This is a genomic window from Nitrospirota bacterium, assembly GCA_040757595.1.
Taxonomy (GTDB): domain Bacteria; phylum Nitrospirota; class Nitrospiria; order Nitrospirales; family Nitrospiraceae; genus JBFLWP01.
Window position 1 is genome coordinate 208,215 of record JBFLWP010000001.1, and the last position, 23,651, is coordinate 231,865.

The window sequence follows — 23,651 nt, forward strand, 5'->3', positions numbered from 1 at the left end:
ACATTTTGCACAGGAATGTACGCTCATTCGTCTCGCGACGCCCATTCCTGGCTCACGACGAGGTAAATCCTGTTGGTTTCATTACGTTCTTGCCCCATTGCACAGGTTGCTCGTGGCACAAGAATTGATTGCGCAGTCTTCCTCGATCCGTATCACTTGCGGCGGCATCTCATCGTCGGTGTCATCAATTCGGAGGTCAGGCATGGAGGAGCTGCGCAAACATCCGCGGATGCAGGTGCATTTCGCCATTTCATTTGCCGGCATGCAGACGGAGGGGAAGGGAACGGTCACGGACCTCTCCCTGGGAGGGTGCGGAGTCGAGTGCGACCGGAGCATGCCCAAGGGGACGCGCCTGTCCCTGTCCATCAGCGCCCCGGACGAACCGACGCCGATCCAGGTGGCGATCGGCGTGGTCCAATGGTCGCTGGGACGACGGTTCGGTCTGCAGTTCCTCAGCCTGAGCGACGCGGCGAGGGCGCGCATTCAGCGGCTCGTGCAGCATCCATCTTGATCGGTCCGGCGGCGGGACGCTCGCGGGTGGACGCTTAACGAGACTTCTTGGGCGGCTTGCGCTGGGCCCCGTCCGATTCGCCCAGACGGGCTTTGAGGCGGGCGATCTCCACTTCCTGGTCTTCCAGCTTTTCCTTCAACCGCTCGATCTCCTCGCGCAATCTCTCCACCTGCGCCTTCAGGTCCCCGTCGCCTGCCGGAGCCGTCGGCGCCGGCAGGGTCGTGCTGGCCATGAACGTCGGCAAGTCGAGGACGAGCGCGGCGGCGGGCGTCCCGCCATAGCCGGCCGGCCAGCTCTCCGCCGACGAGACGACCGCCTTCGGCGGGTTGAACCCCAGGGTCTTCCCGGTCCGCTTGAGGGCTCGGAGCGGATGGGCCCTGACCTGTTTCAGCCCGTCCGATCCGGAAGCGACCGGCTCTCGGTGGTTGGCGATGACCACGTGCAGGAGTTGGTCCTTGAGGAAGAGCCCCCCGGAGGTGACCGTCTGGCCCCCGCCTGCCTGCCGGGCGACCGCAAACACGATCCATTCGGGAGGGCCGGCCATTTGAAAGGCCCGTCTGACGCCGGGAGCCAGGAGGCGGGCTTCGTCCGGCGAGAAGACCGGCTCCGGAGGGGGGACCTTCTCCAGGAGCCCCGCCCGTTCTTCCACGAGGAGCCGGCCCAGCATGGCCTCCAGGTCCCCGTCCGCCCAGACCGCCGGATGGTCGTTCTTGACCTCGGCGACCCCGGCCGGATCGGCGTAGGCGTCCAATCTGATCAGGAGGGCCGGCTCGTTCTGGACGTCCCGCGAGACGAGCGCGGGCCCGGCGCAGCCGAGGCAGGCCAGCAGCACGGAGCAGACGAGCAGGCGCGCGGTCATGGATCGCTTTCCCCTCTCCCGAACGGCCTCGTGACTTATACACGGATTCGCCCGAACCGGCAATCGTCCGGGAAACTCTTTACTGTCGGAGGGCAATTCGTATAAATATGCACCCGTTGCCATACGCTTGTCGGGTACGGTCACAGCGAGATGACACATGAAGCAGGTCCTGACCATCGCCGGGTCTGATTCGGGGGGCGGGGCCGGCATCCAGGCGGACCTCAAGGCCATGTCGGCCAACGGGGTCTACGGCCTGTCGGTGATCACCTCGATCACGGCGCAGAACACCAAAGGGGTGACGGCGGTCCACGACCTGCCAGCGGCCATCGTCGAGGCGCAGTTGGACGCGATCTTCGACGACTTCGAGGTGGCCGCGGTGAAGACCGGCATGCTGTCCTCCGCCGCGATCGTGGAGACGGTGAGCCGGAAGCTCAAACAGTACCAGGCCGCCAACCTCGTGGTGGACCCGGTCATGGTGGCCAAGAGCGGCCATCCGCTTCTGCAGCAGGACGCGGTGGACCATCTGCTGGCGTCGCTCGTTCCCTTGGCGCTCCTCGTGACGCCCAACGTCCACGAGGCGGAACGGCTCTCCGGCCTCACGATCGCCTCGCTGGCCGACGCCCGGCAGGCGGCCAAGGCCATCCACAAGCTGGGCTGCCGGCACGTCCTGATCAAGGGCGGGCACCTGCTGGCCGAAAAGGGCACGGACCTGCTCTACGACGGCCGGTTCTTCAACGTCTTCAAGGGCGAATTCATCGAGACGCCCCACACCCACGGGACCGGCTGCACCTACGCCTCGGCCATCGCCGCGCAACTGGCCAAGGGGAAGTCGGTCCCGGAGGCGGTCCAGACGGCCAAGCAGTACGTGACCGAAGCGATCCGCCACGGCCTGGCCATCGGCCACGGCAGGGGTCCGACGAACCACTTTTATTTCCTGACCGGACAGTAACCCATGGGATTCCGACCGCCGCTCTTCTTCGTGACCGGCTTCTTCTGGCTGCTGCTCTCCGCCGCCCTCGGCCTCGCCCTCTTCCTTGGCATGCTGACGGGCAAGCCGCTCCCGCCCGTCCTCCGCGTGCTCCACGTGCACGGCGCGCTCGTGGGCGGGGTGGCCCAGATGATCCTTGGGGGGCTGCTGGGGTTCATTCCTCCGCTCCTGTTGACCGGCCGTGACCGGCCCGAGTCCCACCCGGGCCTCTTCGCCACCGTCAACCTGGGGGCGGTCGGCATGCTGGCCGGCTTCGGATTGGGGCGGCCGTTGCTCGTCGGGGCGGCCGGCCTGCTGATCGTCCTGTCGTTCCTCGCCGTGCTGGGCGACGCGGTCCGCCAGGCCAGGGCCAGCCTGGTCTCGCCGCCGCTGGGCCTCTGGTTCTACGGGGTGGCACTCGTCGCGCTCCTTCTGGGGCTGGGCATGGGCGAGGCGATGGCACTGCAGTTCCTCCCCTCCACCCTGCCGGGGCAGGGCCGGCTCGCCCACATCCACCTGAACCTCCTGGGCTTCGTGACCCTGACGATCATCGGCACCATGCACACCCTCTACCCCACGGTGCTGAACGCGCCGCTCTTCAGCCCCCGCCTGGCCCGCTGGACCTTCTTCCTGCTCCCGGCCGGCATCGCCGTGCTGATCGGAGGCTTTCTCGCGACGCTCGTGCCGGTCCAGATCGCGGGAGGCGCGATCCTCGTCGCCGGCACCCTCCTCTACGCGGCCAACATCCTGCAGACCTGGCTGCGCGCGGGACGTCCGAGCCAGGCCGCGTCGGATCATTTCCTGCTGGCCACGTTCTTCCTCTTCGTGGCGGTCGTGGCCGGCGTCTTCGTCTCGATCAACTCCCTCTGGAACCCGCCGGCCCTCCCGTTCGGCAAGCTGCACCTGATCGCTTACACGCATCTGGCCCTGGTCGGCTTCGTCCTGCAAACGGTCATGGGCGCGCTCTCGCACCTGCTCCCGATCGCCCTCGCCGTCGGCCGCGTGAAGAGCAACAAGAGGCGCGGGGCATACCTGGCTGAGCTGACCGCCCAGGTCCAGTCCTGGCACGCCGTGCAACTGGGCGCGCTCAACCTGGGCATCATCGGCCTGGCCCTGGTCGCCACGCTGGTCTGGCAGTTCAACATGAGCGACCTGCCCGTCCGGATCACCGGCTGGATCAGCGCCGGCCTGCTGGGGTTGAGCCTGACGCTCTTCGGCTCCAAAGTCATCCGGCTCCTGCTGACGCAGCCGCCCGGCCAGACGACCGACTAGTTCGTCGAGCGATTCTGTTACAATGTCCGTCATGGAAGAGCCCCTCGTCTTTCGCGATCCGGACGGCCACCGGGTGTCCGCGGTACTGGCCGCCCCGTCCCCCTCCACCGATCGGGCGGTCGTCCTCTGTCACGGGTTCCTCTCCAACAAGAACAGCACGACGAACCGGACGCTGACCGCCGAGCTCCTCCCGAAGGGGATCGCCACCTTCCGGTTCGACTTCTTCGGTCAGGGCGAGAGCGAAGGACCGTTCGAGCAGACGACCGTGAGCAGGGCGGTTGGCCAGGCGCTGACGGCGCTGGACCTGGTCGCCTCACGTGGCTACAAACGGATCGGTTTGGTCGGGTCCAGCTTCGGCGGGCTCGTGGCGATCCTGGCGGCCGGCCGGTGGACCGGCCGGGGCGCCAGCCTGGCCTGCCTGGGCCTGAAGTGTCCGGTGCCGGACTTCGAGGAGATGCTCCGGCTCGAGTTCGGCCCGGAGGGCCTGGTGGAATGGAAGAAGACCGGCACCATCCCGGACGTGACCGGCGGGCCTGGGCGCGTCAAGCTCCACTATGGCTTCTATGAGGACTGCGCCAGGCATCGGGGCTACGAGGCGGCCCCGGGCGTCAAGGTCCCGACGCTGATCGTGCAGGGCGAGAAGGACGAGTACGCCTCTGTGGTGGATCAGAGCCGGAGGCTCTTCGAGGCGCTGCCCGGTCCGAAGGAGCTGCACGTCCTCCCCGGCGCCGACCATGGCTTTTCCAAGCCAGAAGATTTCCGGACGATGGTCACGCTCCTGGTCGGGTGGATGATCAGATACCTGCAGGCGGACGACCGGTAGGTAGGAACGGAGCGCAAAGGAACCTCGAGATGCCGATACTGAGCGAGGAACGGCTGGAGACCCTGAAGATCCTCTACCCCTGGTACAAGGAGGAGATCTACAGACGGAGGGAGCAGATGATGCGCCTGACCGCCTTCGCGAGCGCCTTCCTCGTGCTCCTGCTCGTCACGATGCTGGCGGTGCCGGCCCAGCCCCACCCGGACGTCACCCACAAGCTCTTCGCGATCTCCGGGGTGGCCCTCTTCTGCGGCGTCTTCGCCTACCTCATTCTCCAGCAGCGCAACCGCCACCGGATGGCGAAGCAGGCGCTGATCGAGATCGAGCGGGCCATGGGGCTCTTCGAGGACGGCTTCTACGTGGAAGGCAAGCCGCTCTATCCCGAGGAGTGGCAGACCTCCTGGCTCGGCGACCGGAGCATCGTCGTCTATCTGACCGTCCTGGCCGCCCTCACCGTCCTCGTCATCGCCTCCGTCCTCGCGAGGCCGTGATGGGTGATCGGTGATGCGTGATGGGTGAGAAGAGAGGCGGTACCGGCCTGCGTCTTTCTCGTCACCCATCACCGATCACCCGTCACCGACTTCGCGCAGCGGAAGCCCGTGTAGCTGTTCCTCGTGCCCGGCGGCAATTTGAAGCGCCCGTAGGTCAGCAGATACTTGGGCAGTTCCGACCATGACCCTCCCCGCAAGACCTTCAACTGGCCCTGCTCCGGTCCGGTCGGGTTCCGCTCCGGACTCTGTTCGTAGTAGCTCCCGTCGTACCAGTCCTGCACCCACTCCCAGACGTTCCCCGCCATGTCGTCGAGCCCGTAGGGACTCCGGCCCTTCTCGTAGTGGCCGACCGGCATGAGGGCCTGGCTGTAGCTGAACCTAGCGCCCAGCGCATGGTTCGCCAGCTCCGCCGTCGGCGGCTGGTTGCCCCAGGGAAAGTTGCGGCCGTCCGTCCCGCGGGCGGCCTTCTCCCACTCCGCCTCGGTCGGCAGGCGATTCCCCGCCCAGCGGCAGTAGACGTCCGCGTCCTCCCAGTCCACGCCGATCACCGGCCGGTCCCCGTGGAGGTTCGGGTTCACCGTCTCCCACAGCCAGGGCGGCGTCCGGCCGGTCGCCGCGAGGAAGCGCGCATACTGGCTGGTCGTCACCTCGTGCCGGTCCATCGCATAGGCGTCGAGCCAGACCCGGTGCCGCGGCCGCTCGTCCTCCAGCCCGGCCATCCCGTCCACACCCATCCAGAACCAGCCGGCCGGGATGGGAATCATAGGGGCATCGTCACCCTGACTTGGCGCTGGTTCCTTCTTCAGCTTGCGCAGCCGGTCGAGCTGCGCGTCGGCCGGAAGCACGGTCAGCGTCAGGAACGCCACGAGCGTCGCGGCGAAGAGTGCCAAGCCGATGAAGGGAGTCTTGCGAGAGGCGTCCAGACCTGTTGCCGGCTGACAGATCCAGCCAGAATGCGATCTCACCAGCACTTATGAGCCCTGCCCTTTGGGAGCATCCAACACCTCGCGGATTTTGGCAGCTAGGACGTTCGACCGAAACGGCTTCTGCAAGAACGCCGCGCTCGCCTCCGAGATGCCATGACGGAGCACGACGTCGTCCGTATAGCCGGACATGAACAGGACCCGCATGTCCGGCCGAAGGGTCGCGGCCCGTTCAACCAGGACCCGTCCGCTCATATCGGGGATCACGACGTCGGTCAAAAGGACATGGACAGGCTCTTTGCCGGTCTCGCAAAGCTGGAGCGCCTGTTCTCCACTGGCAGCCGTGAGCACGCGATACCCCAATCCTTCCAGGAGGTCGCACAGGAACTCCCGGACCAGCACGTCGTCTTCGACGAGAAGGATCGTCTCCGTGTGGCTCGTCTCGACAGCCGGCGGGCCGGCAGCTTTCTCCGTCTGCAGGCTCCCTGCAGCGCGAGGGAGCAAGACCGTGAACGTCGTGCCCCGTTCGGGAGAACTGTCCACGTCTATGGTCCCCCCACCTTGGACGACGATACCGTACACCGTTGCCAGCCCCAGCCCCGTCCCCTTGCCCCGTTCCTTCGTCGTGAAAAACGGCTCGAAGAGGTGCGCTTTGGTTTCCGCATCCATGCCGAGTCCGGTGTCACGGACCGTCAGGCACACGTAGGGCCCGGCGGGCAAGTCGCCCTGACCAGGGCCAGCCCCGCCCTCGCTCAGCGTGATCGCCGTGCCGATCGTGAGGGTGCCGCCTTGGGGCATGGCGTCGCGGGCGTTGACCGCCAGGTTCATCAGGACCTGCTCGACCTGTCCTGGATCGGCTTTGACAAGACAGGGTCGCGGCTCGAGGTTTGCCACCAGGCGAATGTTCTCCCCGATCAGGCGCCGGAGCATCGGGGTCAGCCCGGAGACGGCCGCGTTCATGTCCAGGAGCCTGGGCTGGATCACCTGCTTCCGGCTGAAGGCCAGGAGCTGGCTGGTCAGGGATGCCGCCCGATCGGCCGCCTGCCTGATCCCCTCGACGGATCGCCGATGTCGGTCGTCGGCGCCCAAGGCCTTGAGCAGTCGCTCGCTGTGCCCGATGATGACGGTCAAGAGGTTGTTGAAGTCGTGGGCCACCCCTCCCGCCAAGCGTCCGACCGCCTCCATTTTCGCCGCTTGACGCAGATGCTCCTCCAACCGTTTCCGCTCGGTGATGTCGCTGAACGAACCGGACATGCGGACGGGCTGCCCCTCTTGATTCCAGATGGCTTGCCCTCGGGCCGCGAACCAGCGACACTCGCCGTTCTTGGTGAACATCCGATATTCGATGTCGTACGGGACCCGCCGTTCCAGATGGTTGCGCAGCGCGGTGAAGACTCGCTCCCGATCCTCGGGATGCAGCCGTGACGCCCAGCTCGCGATGACGTTCTCGAATTCGTCGTCCGCATACCCCAGGAGCTCCTTGAACCGGGGGGAGTAATAAATCGGATTGCCGGGCGCGAAGGGGTCGCCCGGCACGGCCCATGCATCCCACAGGCCGTCCCGGGACCCCTGGACGGTCAGCTCGAACCGCTCGATGCTCTTGCGGAGCGCTTCCTCTCCCCGCTTGTGCTCGGTGATGTCGGCGAGCAGCCCGATCGTGCTGATCACGTTGCCGTTCGCATCACACAGCGGGGCAGCCCAAAGGGCAAGGTCTATCATCGTGCCGTCCCTCCTGCGACGGCGGATTTCCACTCCTTCCAGAAACTTCCCGCGCATCGCGGACTCCCACAGGGTGTCGGACTCGTCCCGCTTGTCGTCGGGCACGTAGGGGAGCGGTCGGCCCAGGACCTCCTGCTCGGTCCACCCGAAGATGCGCCGGGCTGCTGCATTCCAGGTCGTGACGTTGCCGTCGGCGTCGAGGGCGATGAAGGCCAGCGGGGAGGCCTGAATGATGGTCTGGAGATCCCGCGAAGACTTCTCGAGCGCCTCTTCGAGTCGTTTTCGCTGCGTGATATCCTCTGCGATCCCCGCGATGCGGTAGACGGCCCCGGAGTCGTCCCTGATCGGAAACGCCCGATCCCAGATCCAGCGCAGCGATCCGTCGGGACGAACGATCCTGTACTCCTCGTCATAGTCCCCGGTGACCTGCTTCGACAGAGCTGCCCGGAGAACCCGATCCCGGTCCTCGGGATGGATCGCGTCGAGCCATGTGCGCGGTGCGGCATAGAGGCTTTCACAGGAGCGGCCCCAGACCTCCTCATAGCCCGGGCTGATGTAAATCATCCGGTTCTTTTCCGGATCGGTCATCCAGAAAACGTCCCGGATGTTCTCTGCAAGCTGTCGGAACCGCTCCTGGCTTTCCTGCAGGACCCGCTCCCCACCCGCATGTTCTCGTTCATGCACGGTTCGGCCCGCGCGGGCCTTCAGCAGCCGCTCCAGGTCGGCGACCCGTTTCCTCAAGCGATCGAGCTCGGCCCGCTCTTCTCCGGCGCTCATGGCTGTGTCGCTCAATAGATCCGCCCGCATACGACCCAATGGCGGTCGTCAATGACTTCGATCAGGAGCCGGCTGAGGTTCAGCTCGGCCAGTTGGGCCGCGACCTCGTCTTCCGTGAAGGCGGCCAGGAGCGAGTTGTAGAAGTCCCGGCGGAGGATCGCCGGCTCGTCGGCCGCGTAACAGTCCACGATCGCCTGGGCCTCCTCCGGAGACTCGGGCCGGAGCAGGTCCATGACGAGCACGGGCGCGCCTGGCCTGGCCAGTTGCCTGACCCGATACCAGAACTGGAGCGGATTGGGAACGTGGTGCAGGAGGCTGTTGGAGACGACCGCGTCGGCCGGCTCCGGAAGCGCGAGGGTCTGGAATCGCTCGCAGCGCAGCGCGATCCGATCCGCCAGCCCCGCCGCCCGGACCGCCTCCTGCGCCAGTGTAATCATGGCCGGCGAGGCATCCACGCCGGTCAGCCGGCACTCGGGCAGGCTTCGGGCGAAGCGGATCGGAATGTCGGCCGGGCCGCAGCCCAGATCCACCAGGTGACCTTGGGTCAGTTCCGGATAGACTTCCAGGAACCGGTCCACGAACCCCTGGTTCTCTTCCGCGAAATCGGCATTGGCGTAGGCCCTGGCCTGCTCCGGATCGTCCATCAGCTCCGGCTCAAGTACGCGCGATATCATCGGCAACCCAAGAGCGTATGGCCTATAGCCTATGGCTTATGGCAGGAGCTTCATGTTCGAGCCATACGCTATACGCCATACGCCATTAGCCCTTTGCCTCCTCGATCGCCACCGGATCGCCCGTTCGTACGAGCCCTTCCGTCAGCACCTTGGCGTAGAGCCGGCTCCAGCCAGGATGTTTCTTCTGTGAAATCCGATCGAAATTTCCGTCCTTGAACCAGCAGCCGTTCTGCCGGCAGGGATCCGTGTAGCTGGTGATCTCCAGCCGCACGTCCTTCCCGACCTTCAGCCGATCCCCGGGCTTGAGGCGGCTCCAGTCCAGTCCCGCGATCGTCAGGTTCTCTCCGGCGCTGCCCGGCGCGATCGCGTGGCCCTCGGCCCGCAAGGCTTCGATCCATTCCAGGGAGTAGAGACAGACCGCCCGATCCGGCCCCCCGTGAAACAGACGGCTCCTCTGCCTGTCCCCTTCTACTCCCTTTTCAGTGACGCGGGCCTCGGGCACGGGACGCTTCGGCACCCCGCCCTTGGAGACGTTGATCTGGTGCACGTGCGGAGCGGTCGGTGTCGTCTCGCGTTTCGTCACGATGTCCCCTCACGGGAGTCGCCCCCTTCGCAGGATTCCGGCGCGATCAGTTCCAGAGCCAGCCAGCCCTCCTGCTCCCGGCTCTTCCGGACCAGGCCGCCGACCGAGGCGAAAGCCGCCGCGACCTCCGCCCGGTCCTCGGCCAGCAGCCCGGACAAAAGGAGCCGGGACCCGGACCGGAGATGCCGCTCGAAGGTCTTGACCGAATTCAGGATCGTCCCACGATCCAGGTTCGCCAGCACCAGGTCGTATCCGCGTCCTTCGCCGTTCGTCGGGTCGTCGAGCGCGGCGACGCGCAGCTCCAATTCATCCCCGAATCCATTGAGGGCCGCATAATCCTTCGCGCAGGCGATGGCCACCGGATCGTGATCGAGGCCCAGCGCCGATTTGGCGCCGAGCTTGAGCGCGACCATCGCCAGGATGCCGCTGCCGGTCCCCGCGTCCAGCACCGACTCCCCGCCACGGACGCCTTGTTCCAGCCATTCCAGCAGCATCCGCGTGGTCGCATGATGGCCGGTGCCGAAGGCCTGCCTGGGGTCCAGGATGATCTCGATCTCGCCCGGTCGCAAGGTCGCAGCTTCCCACCTGGGCCGGACGACGAGGCGGGACCCGATGCGGAGCGGCTTGACCGAGCGGGCCCAGCGCTCGTTCCAGTCCTCGGCCGGCAGGGTGCCGACGGTGACCGGACCGGACGCAGCCGGAGCCAGCCGGTGCAGGGTCCGCTTCAATTCGGCCAGCCGGTCCCCGCTCCAGCGGTCGGCCGGCCAGTAGAGCCGGACGACTCCGTCTTCCTCCCAGGCCCCGGTCACGCCAGGGTCTCCCAGCAGGCTGAGCAATTCAGCTCCGTCCACCGGAGCCGATATCCGGACTTCGATCCACTCCTGTCCCATGGCCCTTGCGGGCGTATCATAACAGGCTCGAAGGCCGGACGCACCGCCATGCGGCCCAGTTCCCGGCTTGACAGGTCTGGGGCAACCTGTTAGCTTGCCCCCGGTTCGCGGTCCTGCGTGACCGGCGATTCAGGAGGTCGTCATGAAAAGTGTCATTGTGACAGCTCTCCGCCTGTTGCCCGTCCTGGCGCTGGCCTTCACCCTGCCCGCCTGCACGACCAAGGGCACGATCAAGGCCACGACGGATCCCACGACCGACATCCTGTCCAGCACGAGCGGCAAGACCTGGTTCACGGAAGACGGGTTGGTGAAGGACGAGTACAAGGCCGAAGCCTTCGCCTCGTTGAACTATGAGAACTTGAAGCAAGACATGGCGATCGGACGGGGCGAGTACCTGGCCTCACTGGGCACGTTGTTGGCCGTGCCTCAGTCCCGGCAGCCTGAGTTCTTCGCGCTGACGCAGGAGAAGTATCAGACGCTCTTCCGCTCGGACCGCACGACGCCGGGCGAGATGTTGGCGGCCTTGCGGAGCGAAGTCCTGTCCAGCCCGACCCTCAGATAACGTCTCTCGCCACTCCCGGCCGCACGTCTTCGGCACGATCCCGGTCGTCGGTCGTGCCGGAGCGGACCGGAACTCCGTCTCGGAACAGGACGAAGTTGGAGGGAACCGCCGGGACGCGCGGCCCGGGCAGGATGATTCCGACCAGGTTCAGGGGGTCCGCCGCCGAGATCCGGATCTCCTGCCGCTGGACGCCCAGTCGCCTCATGGCCCGGAGCGATTCCACCGCCTCCGGCAGCGCGAACTGCTCGCCGACGAACCCGCTGACGAACCGGCCCCCGCGCACCTCGCCGCGCAGCTCCATCCGCCGATACTGGACCAGCAGGTCGCGCCAGGCGACCGGGAGGGATTCGCGCCCCAGCAGGTCGCGGAACACCACCCCGTAGCGCCGCAGCAGTTGCCGGGCGAGCGGCTCCGAAGCGGTGATGGGTGACGGGTGATGGGTGACGATGGGTCGCAGCAGCGACCAGCGGCCGGCTCCGTACCTGGGTCGTCTGGCCCGTTCCCTTCCCTCCGCTCGCCGGCGTCGCGGGTCCAGCAGGGCCCGGAGATTGTCGAACCCGTCGGCCGTGACCAGCCCGGCCGCCGTCAGCTCCCAGAGCCCCTCCTCCACCTGGGACGCCAGGTGCCCCGTCGCCTTCGCCAGGTCGGCGAAGAAGCTCGCTCCGCGCGTCGCCAACTGCCGTCGGAGATCCAGGGCGACCGGGCTGAGCGCCGTTTCCGATCCCTGGAGCCCGGCCGGTCCGGACCAGCGGAGCAGCCACTCGGCGTCGTCCCTGGGAAAGAGACCGATCGGCGCAAGGCTGGTCGGCACGACCCGATTGAGCCGATTGGGCCGTCTGGCCCGACCGGGCTCCGGCTGATCGCGCGCCTCCGATTCCAGACGCGGATGGGGCGTCAGCCTGCCCCAAGTCACCTGCCCGCCCAGGCAGAGCCGGTCGAGCAGGTCCGGCTCGTACTTGGACACCCGCAGGGGCAGGATCGCCCGCTCCCAGGAGGAGGCGGCCGCTTCGAATCCGGCCAGTTGCCGAATGACCTCAAGCAAGCCGGCCTCCCCGTGCAGCCGCGCGCCTGACGAGAGATGCTGCCACTGGAACAGGAACTTCATGAAGTCCGCGGCCGTGACCGGCTCGATCTCGCGCCGCAAGGTACCGATCGTCAGGCGATGGACACGGGCGAGGAGCCGGCGGTCGCACCACTCTTTTTCAACAGGCACGGGGCAAGAGGCTGGGGGCACGGGGGTAGATCCTTCTAAACTCCTTGTCGCCTCTCGCCCCGCGCCTCGCGCCTGACCGCAAGGTCGGAAACGGCCGCGGAGGACCTGCCCGCTGGCTTCGAGCCGGACGAGGGCGCCGTGCACCGCCTCGGGCGGAAGGTGCAGCCTGGCTGCCAGCTCGGCCACGGTCGCGGGGCCGAGACTCTCCATCCAGCCCTGCACGATCGCACGAACCGCCTCTTCCCGCTCCGGCAGAGTCTCCCCTCCGGCGAGGCTGATATCCGGATCGAACCACCCGTCGGGAAACGCAGCTCGGATCATCGCCAGCCGCTCCGTAGCAATCCAACCGCGCACAGATGCCGACGCGGGGAGGGGGGGAGGGGGTGACGCGGCGTGATCGGATCCCCGCGTCTCCGCGTCCCCGCGTCCCACCGTCACGGCTACCGCGCGGCCGGCCTGGATCAAGGGCGGAAGATGTGGCGCCCAGGCTGACGCTTCGGACTCCGGCACCCAGATCAGCGTGAGCAGCGCGTCGTGCAGCTCGTCCGGGTCCCGCACGACCGGCCACGCCTCCTCCGCCACCTCGGCGATCGCCTCGGGCGACAGGGCGCCGACCTCGCCCGCCAGCTCAGGCGGCAGGCTCCGCCGCATCTCGACGGCCCTGGCGCGCCGCTCCTCCAGCGGGGCGTCGTCCAGGAAGGCGTAGGGATTGGCGTTCAGGATTTCGTGGGAGAAGGGCGACGGGACCGGCGTATCCCTGGCCAGGCAGCGGACCTCGCCCCGCTCGATCCGACGGAGCAGCGCCCTGAGCCCCTCGACGTCCATCGCCTCGGTGAGACAGTCCCGCACCGTCTCCTGCACGAGCGGATGGTCCGGCACCGGCCCACGATTCGGCTCGCCCCGGTGGTTGTCCTGGCAGGCGACCGCAGCGGGCCAGACCGCCGCGAGCAGATCCTCCGCCTTCATCCGCTGGATCTGCGGCGCGACCTTCTTCCCTTTCGCAAACCGGAGCACCGCCAGGGCACGGGTGACGTTCCACCGCCACCTGCTCGTGAACATCGGGGCGGTCAGCATCGCCTGGGTGAGCACCTCGCGCAGACTCTCCGGACGGAGGAACCCGAAGACCGAATCCAGCGGGAAACTGTGCTTCTCGCCCAGCGAGAGCACGAGCCCCTCGTCGGTCGCCGCGGCCTGCAACTCGAAGTCGAAGGTCGTGCAGAACCGCTTCCGGAGCGCCAGGCCCCAGGCCCGGTTGAGGCGGCCGCCGAAGGGCGCGTGCAGGACCAACTGCATCCCGCCGCCCTCGTCGAAGAACCGCTCCGCCACGACCGTCTCCTGGGTCGGCACGGCGCCCAGCACCGAGCGGCCGGCCGCCACGTAGGCCACGGCCTGCTCGGCGCCCCGCCGGTCCAGGCCGCACGCTTCTTGAAGCCAATCAAGGGGCGAGAGGCGAGGGGCAAGAGGCAAGGAGTTGGAAGTGGAAACGGAGGAGTCGGCCTGAAGCAACCGATCGAGTTGCGCTCGGATCGCCGCGACTTCGGCCGAGAGCTCCGCCGTACGCGAGGGAGCCTCGCCGCGCCAGAACGGAACGGTCGGGGGCACCCCGTGGGCGTCCTCCACCCGCATCCGGCCCGCCTCCACCCCCCGAATGCGCCAGGAGGCGTTGCCCAGCAGGATGATGTCTCCCGCCAGGCTCTCCACCGCGAAGTCCTCGTCCACCGAGCCGACGACGGTGCCGGCCGGCTCGGCGACCACCAGATAGTTGGCCGTTTCGGGAATGGCCCCGCCCGAGGTGATCGCGGCCAGCCTGGCGCCGCGCCGCCCGCGGATGCGCCCGTTGATCCGGTCGTGGTGCAGGTAGGCCCCGCTCCTTCCCCGAGTGGTCGCGATGCCCTCCGAGAGCATCCGGACCACCGCATCGAAGTCGCGGCGCGACAGGCTCCGGTAGGGATGCGCGCGGCGGCAGAGGGCGAACAGGTCCTCCTCCCGCCATTCCTGGGAGGCGGCCGCCGCCACGATCTGCTGCGCCAGGATGTCCAGGGGCGCCTCCGGCACCTCGATCCGATCCAGGGCACCGGATCGGATCGCCCTAATCAACGCCGCGCACTCGATCAGCTCGTCCCGCGTGGTCGCGAACAGCCGGCCCTTGGGGAGCGCCCCGACCCAGTGGCCGGACCGCCCGACCCGCTGCAGGCAGGTCGCGATCGCCCGGGGCGAGCCGATCTGGCAGACCAGGTCCACGGCCCCGATGTCGATCCCCAGCTCCAGCGAGGCAGTCGCCACGACGGCCCTGGTCTGCCCCCGTTTGAGCCGCTCTTCGGCCGACAGGCGAATCTGGCGGGACAGGCTCCCGTGGTGCGCCGCGACCGCCTGCTCGCCCAGGTCCTTGAGCCGGTCCCCGAGATGGTGCGCGACCCGCTCGGCCAGCCGCCTCGTGTTGACGAAGATGAGCGTGGACCGGTGGGCGCGGACCAGCTCGGCCAGCCGATCATAGAGATCCCCCCAGATCGCGTTCGTGGCCACCGCGCCCAGCTCGTCCTTCGGCACCTCCACCGCCAGGTCCATCTGCCGCCGGTGGCCCACGTCGACGACGGCACAGGAACCCGTGAGACGTGAGACGTAAGACGTGAGAGGAACAGTGACTGATTGTGGAAGCGATTCACGGCTTCCAACGAGGAACTCCGCGATGGTCTCGATCGGGCGCTGCGTGGCCGAGAGGCCGATGCGGACCGGTTTGACGTAGGCCAGCGAGTCCAGCCGCTCGAGCGACAGGGCCAGGTGCGCGCCCCGCTTGTTCGGGGCCAGCGCGTGGATCTCGTCCACGATGACGGTCCGCACCGTTCTGAGAATCTCCCGGCTCTTCTCGGCCGTCAGCAGCAGGTAGAGCGACTCCGGGGTCGTAATCAGGATGTGGGGCGGACGCCTGAGCATCTGCTGCCGGTCCCAGACCGGCGTATCGCCGGTGCGCACGGTCACACGGAGCTCCGGCAGCAGCAGTCCGGCCGCCAGGGCCGCTTCAGCGATCTGCGCCAGGGGCTCCTGCAGGTTCTTCTGCACATCGTTGCTGAGGGCTTTGAGCGGCGAGACGTAGAGCACCTGGGTCCGGTCGGCCCGCTCGCCGGCCAGCGCCTGCTTGACGAGCCCGTCGATGCAGGAGAGAAACGCCGCCAGGGTCTTGCCGGAGCCGGTCGGCGCGGCGATCAGCACGTCCGAGCCGGACGCGATCGCCGGCCAGCTCCTGGCCTGCACGTCCGTGGGCGCCCCGAAACGGCCCGCGAACCACGTCGCAATGACCGGATGGAACAGGGAGAGGGGTGCGGAAGACGGCATGACGCAGCATACTCGGGGCACGTCCCCCCATGTCAACAGGCCGGGGCCATGCGGAGGGTCATCAATTCGGTTTCAGGCTGGAAGTGGCATTTCTCGGTGATTCCCTGTAAGCTAAGCGGGCTTTTACGTGCCAGCGTCGTCAGACCCTGGAGACAGAACTGACCCGTGGCCGCCTATTCGGAAGAGTGGGTCCGTCGGTTCCTGGATTCCGTGCCGGCCGCTCTCGTGTCCGTCGATAACCAGGGCCGGCTGGCCTGGGCGAACCGGCAAGCCGCTTCCCTCTTCGCCTATCGGCTGGAGGACTTGGCCGGCCAACCGGCGGAGACCCTGCTCGCCGAATCAGATCGCGCCGCCCTCGCCGCCCGCCTCAAGACCGGCCGCTCCCCGTCCAGCCAGAGCTCCGGCGAGACGACGTTCGAAGCCCGCGGCCTGCGCGCCGACGGCAGCCAGTTTCCCGTCGAGTTCCGTCTCAGCCTCCTGGACGAGGCGGACGGTCCGAGGATGCTCGCCCTCGTCTCCGACCTGACCGAACAGCATCGAGTCCGGCAGGCGCTGGAGCGGACCACCGCCGACTACGAGCAGTTGATGGAGTCCGTCCGCGCCATCGTCTGGCGGGGCGACATCCGCACCTTTCAGTTCACCTACGTCAGCCCGTACGCGGAAACGCTGCTCGGGTATCCCCTGGCCCGTTGGACGACGGAGCCCACCTTCTGGCAGGACCACATCCACCCCGACGATCGGGAATGGGCCGTGTCCTACTGTCTCCAGGCGTCCCAGGAGAAGAAGCCCTACGAGTTCGACTACCGGATGATCGCCGCCGACGGCCGGGCGGTCTGGCTGCACGACTTGGTCCGGGTCTCCGTGGAACAGGACCGGCCGGTCGAGTTGATCGGCCTGATGGTGGACATCACGGCCCGCAAGAAGACGGAGGAGGCGCTGCAGGCCACCCAGGAGCATCTGCGCCAGTCCCAGAAGATGGAAGCGATCGGCCGGCTCGCGGGCGGCATCGCCCACGACTACAACAACATGCTGATGACGATCCTGGGCAACTGCGATCTTCTCCTGGCCCGGCTCGGCGGGACCGAGCCCATGCGGGAGGACGTCGAGGAGATCAAGAAAGCCGGCAAGCGGGCGGCGCAGCTCACCCGCCAACTCCTGGCCTTCAGCCGCAAGCAGGTGCTGCAGCCGAAGGAGCTGGACCTGAACGTCCTGATCGGCGACATGCGCCCGATGCTGCGGCCGGTGCTCGGCGAAAACATCGAGCTGGATACGGTGCTCCAGACGCCGTTGGGGTGGGTCAGGGCCGACCGCGGCCAGATCGAACAGACGATTCTGAACCTGGCGATGAACGCCCGCGACGCCATGCCCAAGGGGGGCAAGCTGACGATCAAGACCTTCAACGTGGAGCAGACCTCGGAGCAGGTCGAGAAGTCCCTGCGCCGCACGCCAGGCGCCTACGTGGCCCTGCAGGTCTCCGACACCGGCGTCGGCATGGACGCCTATACGCGGGAACACTGCTTCGAGCCCTTCTTCAGCACCAAGGACCGGGAGGCCGGCAGCGGCCTGGGCCTGGCGACCGTGTACGGGGTCGTCAAGCAGAGCGGCGGGTCCGTCGAGGTGGCCAGCGAGCCGGGTCAGGGGGCCACGTTCACGATCTTCCTGCCGAGGGTCGAAGGGCCGGCCGAGGAGGCGGCCGGGGTCGGCTCCCCGGCAGGCGTCCTGTCCGGCACCGAGACCATCCTGCTGGCCGAGGACGAGCTCATGGTCCGGGGCGTGACGAGGGAAATGCTCCGGCAACTGGGCTACACGGTGCTGGAGGCGTCGAACGGCGACGAGGGCCTCCAGGCCAGCCGGGGGCACGGCGGCAGAATCCATCTGCTGCTCACCGACGTCATCATGCCGGGCATGAACGGGCGAGAGTTGGCGGAACGGGTCCTTGCCGAGAGGCCGGAGACCCGCGTGCTGTTCATGTCCGGGTACACGGACGACGCGCTGCTCTCCCACGGAGCCCTGGAAAGCGGCACCGCCCTCCTCCAGAAGCCCTTCTCGCAGGAGGTCCTGGCCCGCAAGGTCCGGGAGATGCTCGACGCGCCCCCAAAAAGCAAGTCAGAAGTATGAACGATGAAGTTTCGGATTCCCGTCCCATACTTCTTCCTTCCTAACTCCCTATTCCCTACTTCCTACTCATACCTCCTACTTCATACTTCAGCCTTCATACTTCGCACTTCTTTACTCCCGCAGGAGTAGGATCGTCGTGACGCAGACGAGCAGGTTGTTCAGGGCATGGGCCGTGAGGCTCGGCCACAGGCTGCCGCTCTTCTCGTAGATCCAGGCCCAGAGGAGCCCGCTCCAGAACACGCTGGCAAACCCCAGCAGCCCGTACCCGTGGGCGGCGGCAAAGAGCGTCGCGCTGGCGGCTGCGGCCGGCCAGGCGCCAAGCCGGCGGCGGAGCGTCGCGAAGAGCAGCCCGCGGAAGAGCACCTCCTCGAACAGCGGCGCCAGCAGCACGTACTCGACCAACCCCGTGAGGACGACCGGCGCCGGTCCCCAGACCAGGTCGCCGTCGAACCACTCCGTCCAATGGCTGGAGAGCCGGAACTGTTCGGCCGCCAGTCCGAGCCCCCACTCGCCCAGCAATCCGGCTGCCACCGTCGCCGCCACCAGGAGCCAGAACCGCCCCGCCCCGCCCGTCACGGGCCAGAGCCCCAGCCCGCGGGCCAAGCCGACGTCGAGGGGGCCGAACAGATGGCGTTGCGCGAGGAGCAGCACCGGCAGGTTGGTCAGGGGGATTGAGACCAGTTGCAGCGCCAGGTTGTCGGGGCCGAGCAGGAGCAGCCCCACCGTGATCACGGCCCCGGCGGCCCCGCCCCGGATCAGCACGATCATTCCGGTCCGTCCGCTCCATTGCGGAGGGAGCGGCACCGGCCCGACTTTCAAAGCCGTCCCGTCATGTCGTCTCCGCAGCACCGCGGCCAGCGAGACGACCCCGATCAGGAATGCGACCAGTTGGATCGAAACCAGAATGCGGGAGCGGAGCACCAGCGGCCCGATCCGGTCGGCCTGGATCTCGGCCCCCCTGGCCGGCCAGGACCGGTCCCCGGCGCGGCTGGCCACTCCGCCGGCCAGCTTGTCGTAGAACCAGCCGGACGGCAGGAACTCCGCCAGCTCGGCCTGCGCCAGAAGCGCCTCGTCGCGATCGAGCCGCTTCGCGAGATAGGCGGCCTTGAGCAGACGCGCGTAGGAGGCAAACGGCTCGCCGTTTCGCTCCCAGCCGGCGATCGTCTCGCGCACCCGGTCCAGATGCCCCGCCTCTCCCTCCAGGATGCCCAGTTGGAGCGAGACGAGCGGCTCCGGGGAAGCGGCAGCCAACTCCTCATACCAGGCGATGGCCTGCGCGAGCTCGTCGAGACTGTCGCTCGTCGTCACTTCGTAGAGCCACCGCTCCCACACCGGCGCCCGGGCAAAGGCCTCTTCCAGATCCAGCGACCGGCCGACGATCAGAGCCAGCGCCCGTTCCGGAGACGACACCCGTTCCAGCGGCGGAACCGAGAGCTGGAGCCAGACGAAGAGGATCACGGCTCCCGCGAGCACGGCCGCCGCGCAGGCAGTCACGACCGGCGAGAACCGTGGGGAGGCGCCCCCGGCATCGGCCGTGGGCACGGGCGAAGGCTGCTCGGGAAAAGGCTCGGGCTCAACCGTTTGAGACCTGTGGTCTTCCATAGGGATCGGCAGCGGGCGGCAGTATAGCACGGGAGATGGCGTCATCGAGGGGGAGCGGGCCTTGCGGAAGAGACCGAGGCGGGCTAGGCGGCGGGGCGCTCCAGCACTTCCCGCACCTTCTCGACGAGCCTGTCGGGAATCACCGGCTTGACGAGCAGATCGGTCGGCGCGGCGACTCCGTAACCGCCGAGGGCCAGCTCCCCGAGACCGGAGACGTAGAGCACTTTGAGCCCCGGCCTCAGGCCGAGCAGGCGGCCGGCCAGCTCCTTCCCGTTCATGCCCGGCATGGCGACGTCGGTGACGAGAAGATCGATCGGCCCGGCATGTTGCCGCTCGACGAGCAAGGCGCTCTCGCCGGAGCCCACCTCCAGCACCAGATAGCCCTCCTCTTCGAGAATCTCCTGCATCACCTGCCGCACGTCCCGATCGTCGTCCACGAGGAGGATCGTCCGGCGGCCGCTCGCCCGTGGCTGGGGAGCCACCCTCTGCGGCTCTTCGATCGGACGAGGCTCAGCCTTCGGAAAGAAGATCCGGAACGCCGTTCCCGCGCCGACCTCGCTCTGGACGTCGATCACGCCCCGGTGTTGCTCCACGATTCCATGGACGATGGTGAGTCCCAGCCCCGTTCCTTCGCCGGGGGCCTTGGTCGTGTAGAACGGCTCCTTCCAACGGGCCAGGACCTCCTTGTCCATGCCGGCTCCCGTATCGCTCACGGCCAGCATGACCGCCGCCCCTCTGCGAAGCGCGTCGGTCCGCCCGCCTGGCGGGAGCTGTCCCTGCGCGACGTTCGCGGTCTCGATCGTGAGGACGCCTCCCCGGGGCATGGCGTCGCGGGCGTTGGTCACGAGGTTGATGAGGACCTGGTCGAGCTGCACCGGGTCGGCCTGAAGCCGATCCAACGACGGTTGGAGGTTGGTGACGATCCTGACTCCCTGCCCGACCAACCGTTCGAGCATCGGGAGGAGCTCGGTCACGACGACGTTCAAATCCACGCTGGTCATCGTCAGGGCCTGCTTGCGGCCGAACGACAGCAACTGCTGGGAGAGGGCCTGGCCCCGCTCCGAGGCTTTGCCGATCTCCTTCAGCTTCTTGACGGAGGGATCGTCCGGCGCCGCGCGGCGGAGCAACAGCGCCACGCAACCGTTGATGATCGAGAGCACCTGGTTGAAATCGTGGGCCACCTGCGTCGCCAGGCGTCCGACGGCTTCCATCTTCTGGGTCTGCCGCACCTCCTCTTCCTTGCGCCGCAGCCATTCCTCCACCCGCTTCCGCTCCGAAGTGTCCCGCAGGATCCCCGTGAAGTAGGTGCCCGAGTCCGTGGTCCAGGAGGACACGGAGAGCTCGAACGGGAACTCGGTCCCGTCCTTGCGCAGCCCGCGGAACTCCACGGTGCCGCCCACGACGTAGCTCTGTCCCGTCGCCCGGTATCGGGCCAACCCGCGCAGGTGCGCCTCCCGGTACCGCTCCGGCATGAGCAGGGTCAGCGGCAAGCCCAGGATCTCCTCCTCCCGGTAGCCGAAGATCTGCTCCGCCGCCCTGTTCCACGACAGGACCGTTCCGTCGCCGCCGATGAGAATGATGGCGTCACGGGCCGTCTGCACGACGGACTGGAACTTGGCTTCCGTCTCCTTCTTGACCTCCTCCACCCGCCGGCGGACCCTGCGGACGGTGTCCACGGCCGTCCCGTAAAAGGTCCCCATGATCAGGAGGACCGGGACCTCCAGCCACTCCCCTTCGGACAGAGGGTGCGCCTGGTGCGGTCCGAAATACAGGATCAACCCGTAGACGGCGCAGAGCAGGAACGAAAGCGCGCAGACCTGCGTGAACGTCGGGGCCGAGGCCGCGACCAGGACGATCAGAAAGAACGTCACGCCGAGGCCGTACGACACGTTGTCCGAAAAATGGAGAATCGCGCCGGTGACGCCCGTGTCCAGCAAGACCAACGTCCCCACGAACCAGCCTTTCTCCCACGCGTGCAGCGGAAGCTTGAACAGGACGGCGGTTCCCACCAGGAGCCCGAGAACCACCAGATCCCGCACCGAGTGGAGAAGGTGCGCTTCGTGGCTGAAGGCGACGTGGTAGGAGAGGACGATTGCCACCAGGACCTGGAGCAGCAACAACTGCGATCGGTAGCCGCCACCGGGCAGGGTGGATTCGCCGACGGAGTCGGAATCGGCGACGCCCGGTGCGAGGGGAGATTCGGACATCCGTATCCTCTCCAGGAGGGATCCCCGAAGTACGTACGTGGTCAGGCTAGGCCGGCACCGTCCCGATGTCAAGTCCTTGAGCCGGTCCGGCGAGCTCGCCGCTGCGCCGCGCCCCGGAGACTCGCTTCCGGTGTGTAGCGGAATCGGGGACAGTCCGCTATACTAGCCCGGCTCAGAGCGGCGGACTCGCGAGTTTTTGACACGTGACGCGTCGTATCCGATGACCAGCGAACGATCCGGTGAGTTGGCCCCGCCGTCCCGCCTCCTGCTGGGCCCGGGCCCCAGCCTGGTGCACCCCCGCGTGCTGCGCGCGATGGCGACGCCTCTGCTCGGACACTTGGACCCGGCCTTCCTGCAGCTCATGGACGAGATCCAGCACCAACTCCGGCAGGTCTTCCGCACGGTCAATCCCTTCACGATCGCCGTGTCCGGCACCGGCTCGGCCGGGATGGAAGCCGTGCTGGTCAACCTGGTCGAGCCGGGCGATCCGGTCGTCGTCGGCGTCAACGGGATCTTCGGAACCCGCATGGCCACGATCGTGGAGCGTTGCGGCGGAAAGCCGATCCGGGTGGAGGCACCCTGGGGCCGCATCGCCGAGCCGGATGCGATCGCACGAGCCCTCAGCCGTTCCGGGCCCGTCAAGGCCGTAGCCCTCGTCCACGCGGAGACCTCGACCGGGGTCGAACAGCCGATCGAGCCGGTCGGCCGCCTCTGCCGCGAGCACGGCGCCCTCCTGATCGTGGACGCCGTCACGTCCCTGGGCGGCCTGCCGGTAGAGGTGGACCGGTGGAGCGCCGACGCCTGCTACAGCGGCACGCAGAAGTGCCTGAGCTGTCCGCCCGGCCTGGCGCCCCTCACGCTCAGCGAGAGGGCCTTGGAGACGGTCCGCCGGCGCAAGGTCCCGTGCCAGAGCTGGTACCTGGACCTCTCGCTCGTCGCGGATTACTGGGCCGAGGGGAGGCGGGCCTACCACCACACGGCTCCGATCTCCATGCTGTACGGCCTCCGGGAGGCGCTGCGCCTGGTGCTGGAAGAGGGGCTCGAGGCGCGCTTCGCGCGACACCGGCTCAACAGCGCCGCCCTGATGGCGGGCCTGGCGGCCCTGGGGCTCGCCCCGTTCGCCCAGGAGGGGCACCGGCTGCCGAGCCTGAACTGTGTGGCGCTGCCCCCCTCCGTGGAGGACGCGCCGGTCCGGGCCGAACTCCTGCGCGACTACGGGATCGAGATCGGCGGAGGGCTGGGACCGCTGCAGGGCAAGGTCTGGCGCATCGGCTTGATGGGCGAGTCCTCGGCCAAGAGCCACGTGCTGACGCTTCTCAGCGCGCTGGAGGGAATTTTTCACCGGCGGGGCTGGCTGTCACGACCGGGAACGGCGCTGGAGGCCGCAGCCCGGGTGTACATCGCGCAGTGAACGGCGGGACGGCACGGGGCAAGAGGCGAGGGGCAAGAGGGTGAAATCTTAACCTCTCGCCTCGTGCCTCTCGCCCCTCGCCCCATTGTCAAGACGGGAAAGGGTGTCCATGAAGCAAACGCTGCTCTGGGGAACGGTGCTCGTGATGCTCGCCCTGCTGGCCGGATTCGGCTACTGGGGCCTCTCGATGCTGACCAGGGAATCCAACGAGCCGGCGACGATCGCGCCGGAGACCGCGGCGGATTACCTGCACGCTGTCATCGAGGCGAACCGCACGGTTTACACGAAGGACATCGTGGACAAGATGCAGCAGAAGGGCATCGTGGAGGCGGCCGAACACTGGAAGCAGGAGGCGTCCCTGCCTCTGCCGGCCCAGTTCCTGATCGAGACCGGCAAGCTCGTCGCCGAGAAGGAAGCCGGGATCAAATACCGGCTGGTGAGCCTCTCCCCGATCTACGTGTGGAACGCGCCCCAGACGGACTTCGAACGGCGGGGTCTCGAAGCGATCGTGAAGAATCCCGCCGAGCCGTTCAAGGGCTACGTGCGCGTCGGCCGGGAGCGGTTCTTTCAGGCGATCTACGCGGACCTGGCAGTCTCCGCGTCCTGCGTCGCCTGTCACAATGCGCATCCCAACAGTCCGAGACGGAACTACAAGCTCAACGACGTCATGGGCGGGCTCGTGATCACGATCCCGGTCGGCCGGTAGCCGACCCCGACGGACT

18 protein-coding genes are annotated in these 23,651 nt (G+C 67.6%); 9 read left to right on the forward strand and 9 right to left on the reverse strand.

What is annotated here, in order from left to right; translation table 11 throughout:
* Window positions 1-202: 202 nt before the first annotated feature.
* Entirely contained in the window at window positions 203-511 is a 309-nt protein-coding gene (locus AB1411_01175; GenBank protein ID MEW6542202.1) for a PilZ domain-containing protein, read from the forward strand.
* Window positions 512-545: 34 nt separating this feature from the next.
* On the opposite strand, the gene AB1411_01180 is transcribed toward AB1411_01175, so the two are convergent.
* The gene (locus AB1411_01180) at window positions 546-1,370 is read right to left on the reverse strand and encodes a hypothetical protein (protein ID MEW6542203.1); all 825 of its coding nucleotides are present in this window, start codon (window positions 1,368-1,370) and stop codon (window positions 546-548) included.
* Window positions 1,371-1,527: 157 nt separating this feature from the next.
* Between AB1411_01180 and thiD the strand changes: the two genes are divergently transcribed.
* The 4 genes from thiD to AB1411_01200 are packed head-to-tail and all read left to right on the forward strand — an operon-like array spanning window position 1,528 to window position 4,920.
* Window positions 1,528-2,319 carry a bifunctional hydroxymethylpyrimidine kinase/phosphomethylpyrimidine kinase gene (gene thiD / locus AB1411_01185; protein MEW6542204.1) on the forward strand — a complete coding sequence of 264 codons (792 nt, stop codon included), beginning with the start codon at window positions 1,528-1,530 and terminating at the stop codon, window positions 2,317-2,319.
* Window positions 2,320-2,322: 3 nt separating this feature from the next.
* Complete coding sequence (locus AB1411_01190; GenBank protein MEW6542205.1) at window positions 2,323-3,609, forward strand: cbb3-type cytochrome c oxidase subunit I; 1,287 nt, start codon at window positions 2,323-2,325, stop codon at window positions 3,607-3,609.
* A 31-nt stretch (window positions 3,610-3,640) separates the two neighbouring features.
* Window positions 3,641-4,432, forward strand: a complete 792-nt coding sequence (locus AB1411_01195) for an alpha/beta fold hydrolase (GenBank protein MEW6542206.1) — start codon at window positions 3,641-3,643, stop codon at window positions 4,430-4,432.
* Between the two features lie 29 nt (window positions 4,433-4,461).
* Window positions 4,462-4,920 (forward strand): hypothetical protein, encoded by a 459-nt coding sequence (locus AB1411_01200; GenBank protein ID MEW6542207.1) that lies wholly within the window; start codon window positions 4,462-4,464, stop codon window positions 4,918-4,920.
* Between the two features lie 68 nt (window positions 4,921-4,988).
* Here AB1411_01200 and AB1411_01205 read toward each other — a convergent pair whose 3' ends face one another.
* The 5 genes from AB1411_01205 to AB1411_01225 all read right to left on the reverse strand — a co-directional run bounded on the left by AB1411_01205 (window position 4,989) and on the right by AB1411_01225 (window position 10,486).
* The gene (locus AB1411_01205; GenBank protein ID MEW6542208.1) at window positions 4,989-5,810 is read right to left on the reverse strand and encodes a formylglycine-generating enzyme family protein; all 822 of its coding nucleotides are present in this window, start codon (window positions 5,808-5,810) and stop codon (window positions 4,989-4,991) included.
* 81 nt (window positions 5,811-5,891) lie between these two features.
* The gene (locus AB1411_01210; GenBank protein ID MEW6542209.1) at window positions 5,892-8,339 is read right to left on the reverse strand and encodes a PAS domain-containing protein; all 2,448 of its coding nucleotides are present in this window, start codon (window positions 8,337-8,339) and stop codon (window positions 5,892-5,894) included.
* Window positions 8,340-8,350: 11 nt separating this feature from the next.
* Window positions 8,351-8,983 (reverse strand): class I SAM-dependent methyltransferase, encoded by a 633-nt coding sequence (locus AB1411_01215; protein ID MEW6542210.1) that lies wholly within the window; start codon window positions 8,981-8,983, stop codon window positions 8,351-8,353.
* Between the two features lie 115 nt (window positions 8,984-9,098).
* A complete protein-coding gene (locus tag AB1411_01220) occupies window positions 9,099-9,596 on the reverse strand; it encodes an MOSC domain-containing protein (GenBank protein ID MEW6542211.1) in 498 nt (165 codons plus the stop codon).
* Window positions 9,593-10,486, reverse strand: a complete 894-nt coding sequence (locus tag AB1411_01225) for a 50S ribosomal protein L11 methyltransferase (GenBank protein ID MEW6542212.1) — start codon at window positions 10,484-10,486, stop codon at window positions 9,593-9,595. Before AB1411_01225 ends, AB1411_01220 begins: the two co-directional genes overlap by 4 nt.
* Before the next feature lie 142 nt (window positions 10,487-10,628).
* Between AB1411_01225 and AB1411_01230 the strand changes: the two genes are divergently transcribed.
* A complete protein-coding gene (locus AB1411_01230; GenBank protein MEW6542213.1) occupies window positions 10,629-11,048 on the forward strand; it encodes a DUF3015 family protein in 420 nt (139 codons plus the stop codon).
* Here AB1411_01230 and AB1411_01235 read toward each other — a convergent pair.
* Window positions 11,041-15,591 carry a DEAD/DEAH box helicase gene (locus AB1411_01235; GenBank protein ID MEW6542214.1) on the reverse strand — a complete coding sequence of 1,517 codons (4,551 nt, stop codon included), beginning with the start codon at window positions 15,589-15,591 and terminating at the stop codon, window positions 11,041-11,043. The two genes, AB1411_01230 and AB1411_01235, sit on opposite strands and share 8 nt — an antisense overlap.
* 165 nt (window positions 15,592-15,756) lie before the next feature.
* On the opposite strand from AB1411_01235, the gene AB1411_01240 reads away from it, so the two are divergent.
* Window positions 15,757-17,709 (forward strand): PAS domain S-box protein, encoded by a 1,953-nt coding sequence (locus AB1411_01240; GenBank protein ID MEW6542215.1) that lies wholly within the window; start codon window positions 15,757-15,759, stop codon window positions 17,707-17,709.
* 111 nt (window positions 17,710-17,820) lie between these two features.
* Here the strand turns inward: AB1411_01240 and AB1411_01245 are convergent, their stop codons facing one another.
* Window positions 17,821-19,251: a type II CAAX endopeptidase family protein gene (locus tag AB1411_01245; protein MEW6542216.1), complete on the reverse strand. Its 1,431-nt coding sequence runs from the start codon at window positions 19,249-19,251 to the stop codon at window positions 17,821-17,823.
* A gap of 143 nt (window positions 19,252-19,394) precedes the next feature.
* Window positions 19,395-21,518: a PAS domain S-box protein gene (locus AB1411_01250; GenBank protein ID MEW6542217.1), complete on the reverse strand. Its 2,124-nt coding sequence runs from the start codon at window positions 21,516-21,518 to the stop codon at window positions 19,395-19,397.
* A 220-nt stretch (window positions 21,519-21,738) separates the two neighbouring features.
* Here AB1411_01250 and AB1411_01255 point away from each other — a divergent pair, with 220 nt between their 5' ends.
* A complete protein-coding gene (locus tag AB1411_01255; protein ID MEW6542218.1) occupies window positions 21,739-22,929 on the forward strand; it encodes an alanine--glyoxylate aminotransferase family protein in 1,191 nt (396 codons plus the stop codon).
* A gap of 109 nt (window positions 22,930-23,038) precedes the next feature.
* Window positions 23,039-23,635 (forward strand): DUF3365 domain-containing protein, encoded by a 597-nt coding sequence (locus tag AB1411_01260; GenBank protein MEW6542219.1) that lies wholly within the window; start codon window positions 23,039-23,041, stop codon window positions 23,633-23,635.
* Window positions 23,636-23,651 lie beyond the last annotated feature (16 nt).

What these genes read in the sequence shown, in the direction of transcription:
- AB1411_01230 (MEW6542213.1), top strand. Translation starts at nt 10,629, where the DNA reads ATGAAAAGTGTCATTGTGACAGCTCTCCGCCTGTTGCCCGTCCTGGCG.
- AB1411_01210 (MEW6542209.1), bottom strand. Translation starts at nt 8,339, where the DNA reads ATGAGCGCCGGAGAAGAGCGGGCCGAGCTCGATCGCTTGAGGAAACGG.
- AB1411_01255 (MEW6542218.1), top strand. Translation starts at nt 21,739, where the DNA reads ATGACCAGCGAACGATCCGGTGAGTTGGCCCCGCCGTCCCGCCTCCTG.
- AB1411_01215 (MEW6542210.1), bottom strand. Translation starts at nt 8,983, where the DNA reads ATGGACGATCCGGAGCAGGCCAGGGCCTACGCCAATGCCGATTTCGCG.
- AB1411_01225 (MEW6542212.1), bottom strand. Translation starts at nt 10,486, where the DNA reads ATGGGACAGGAGTGGATCGAAGTCCGGATATCGGCTCCGGTGGACGGA.
- AB1411_01175 (MEW6542202.1), top strand. Translation starts at nt 203, where the DNA reads ATGGAGGAGCTGCGCAAACATCCGCGGATGCAGGTGCATTTCGCCATT.
- AB1411_01190 (MEW6542205.1), top strand. Translation starts at nt 2,323, where the DNA reads ATGGGATTCCGACCGCCGCTCTTCTTCGTGACCGGCTTCTTCTGGCTG.
- AB1411_01180 (MEW6542203.1), bottom strand. Translation starts at nt 1,370, where the DNA reads ATGACCGCGCGCCTGCTCGTCTGCTCCGTGCTGCTGGCCTGCCTCGGC.
- AB1411_01260 (MEW6542219.1), top strand. Translation starts at nt 23,039, where the DNA reads ATGAAGCAAACGCTGCTCTGGGGAACGGTGCTCGTGATGCTCGCCCTG.
- AB1411_01250 (MEW6542217.1), bottom strand. Translation starts at nt 21,518, where the DNA reads ATGTCCGAATCTCCCCTCGCACCGGGCGTCGCCGATTCCGACTCCGTC.
- thiD (MEW6542204.1), top strand. Translation starts at nt 1,528, where the DNA reads ATGAAGCAGGTCCTGACCATCGCCGGGTCTGATTCGGGGGGCGGGGCC.
- AB1411_01235 (MEW6542214.1), bottom strand. Translation starts at nt 15,591, where the DNA reads ATGCCGTCTTCCGCACCCCTCTCCCTGTTCCATCCGGTCATTGCGACG.
- AB1411_01195 (MEW6542206.1), top strand. Translation starts at nt 3,641, where the DNA reads ATGGAAGAGCCCCTCGTCTTTCGCGATCCGGACGGCCACCGGGTGTCC.
- AB1411_01200 (MEW6542207.1), top strand. Translation starts at nt 4,462, where the DNA reads ATGCCGATACTGAGCGAGGAACGGCTGGAGACCCTGAAGATCCTCTAC.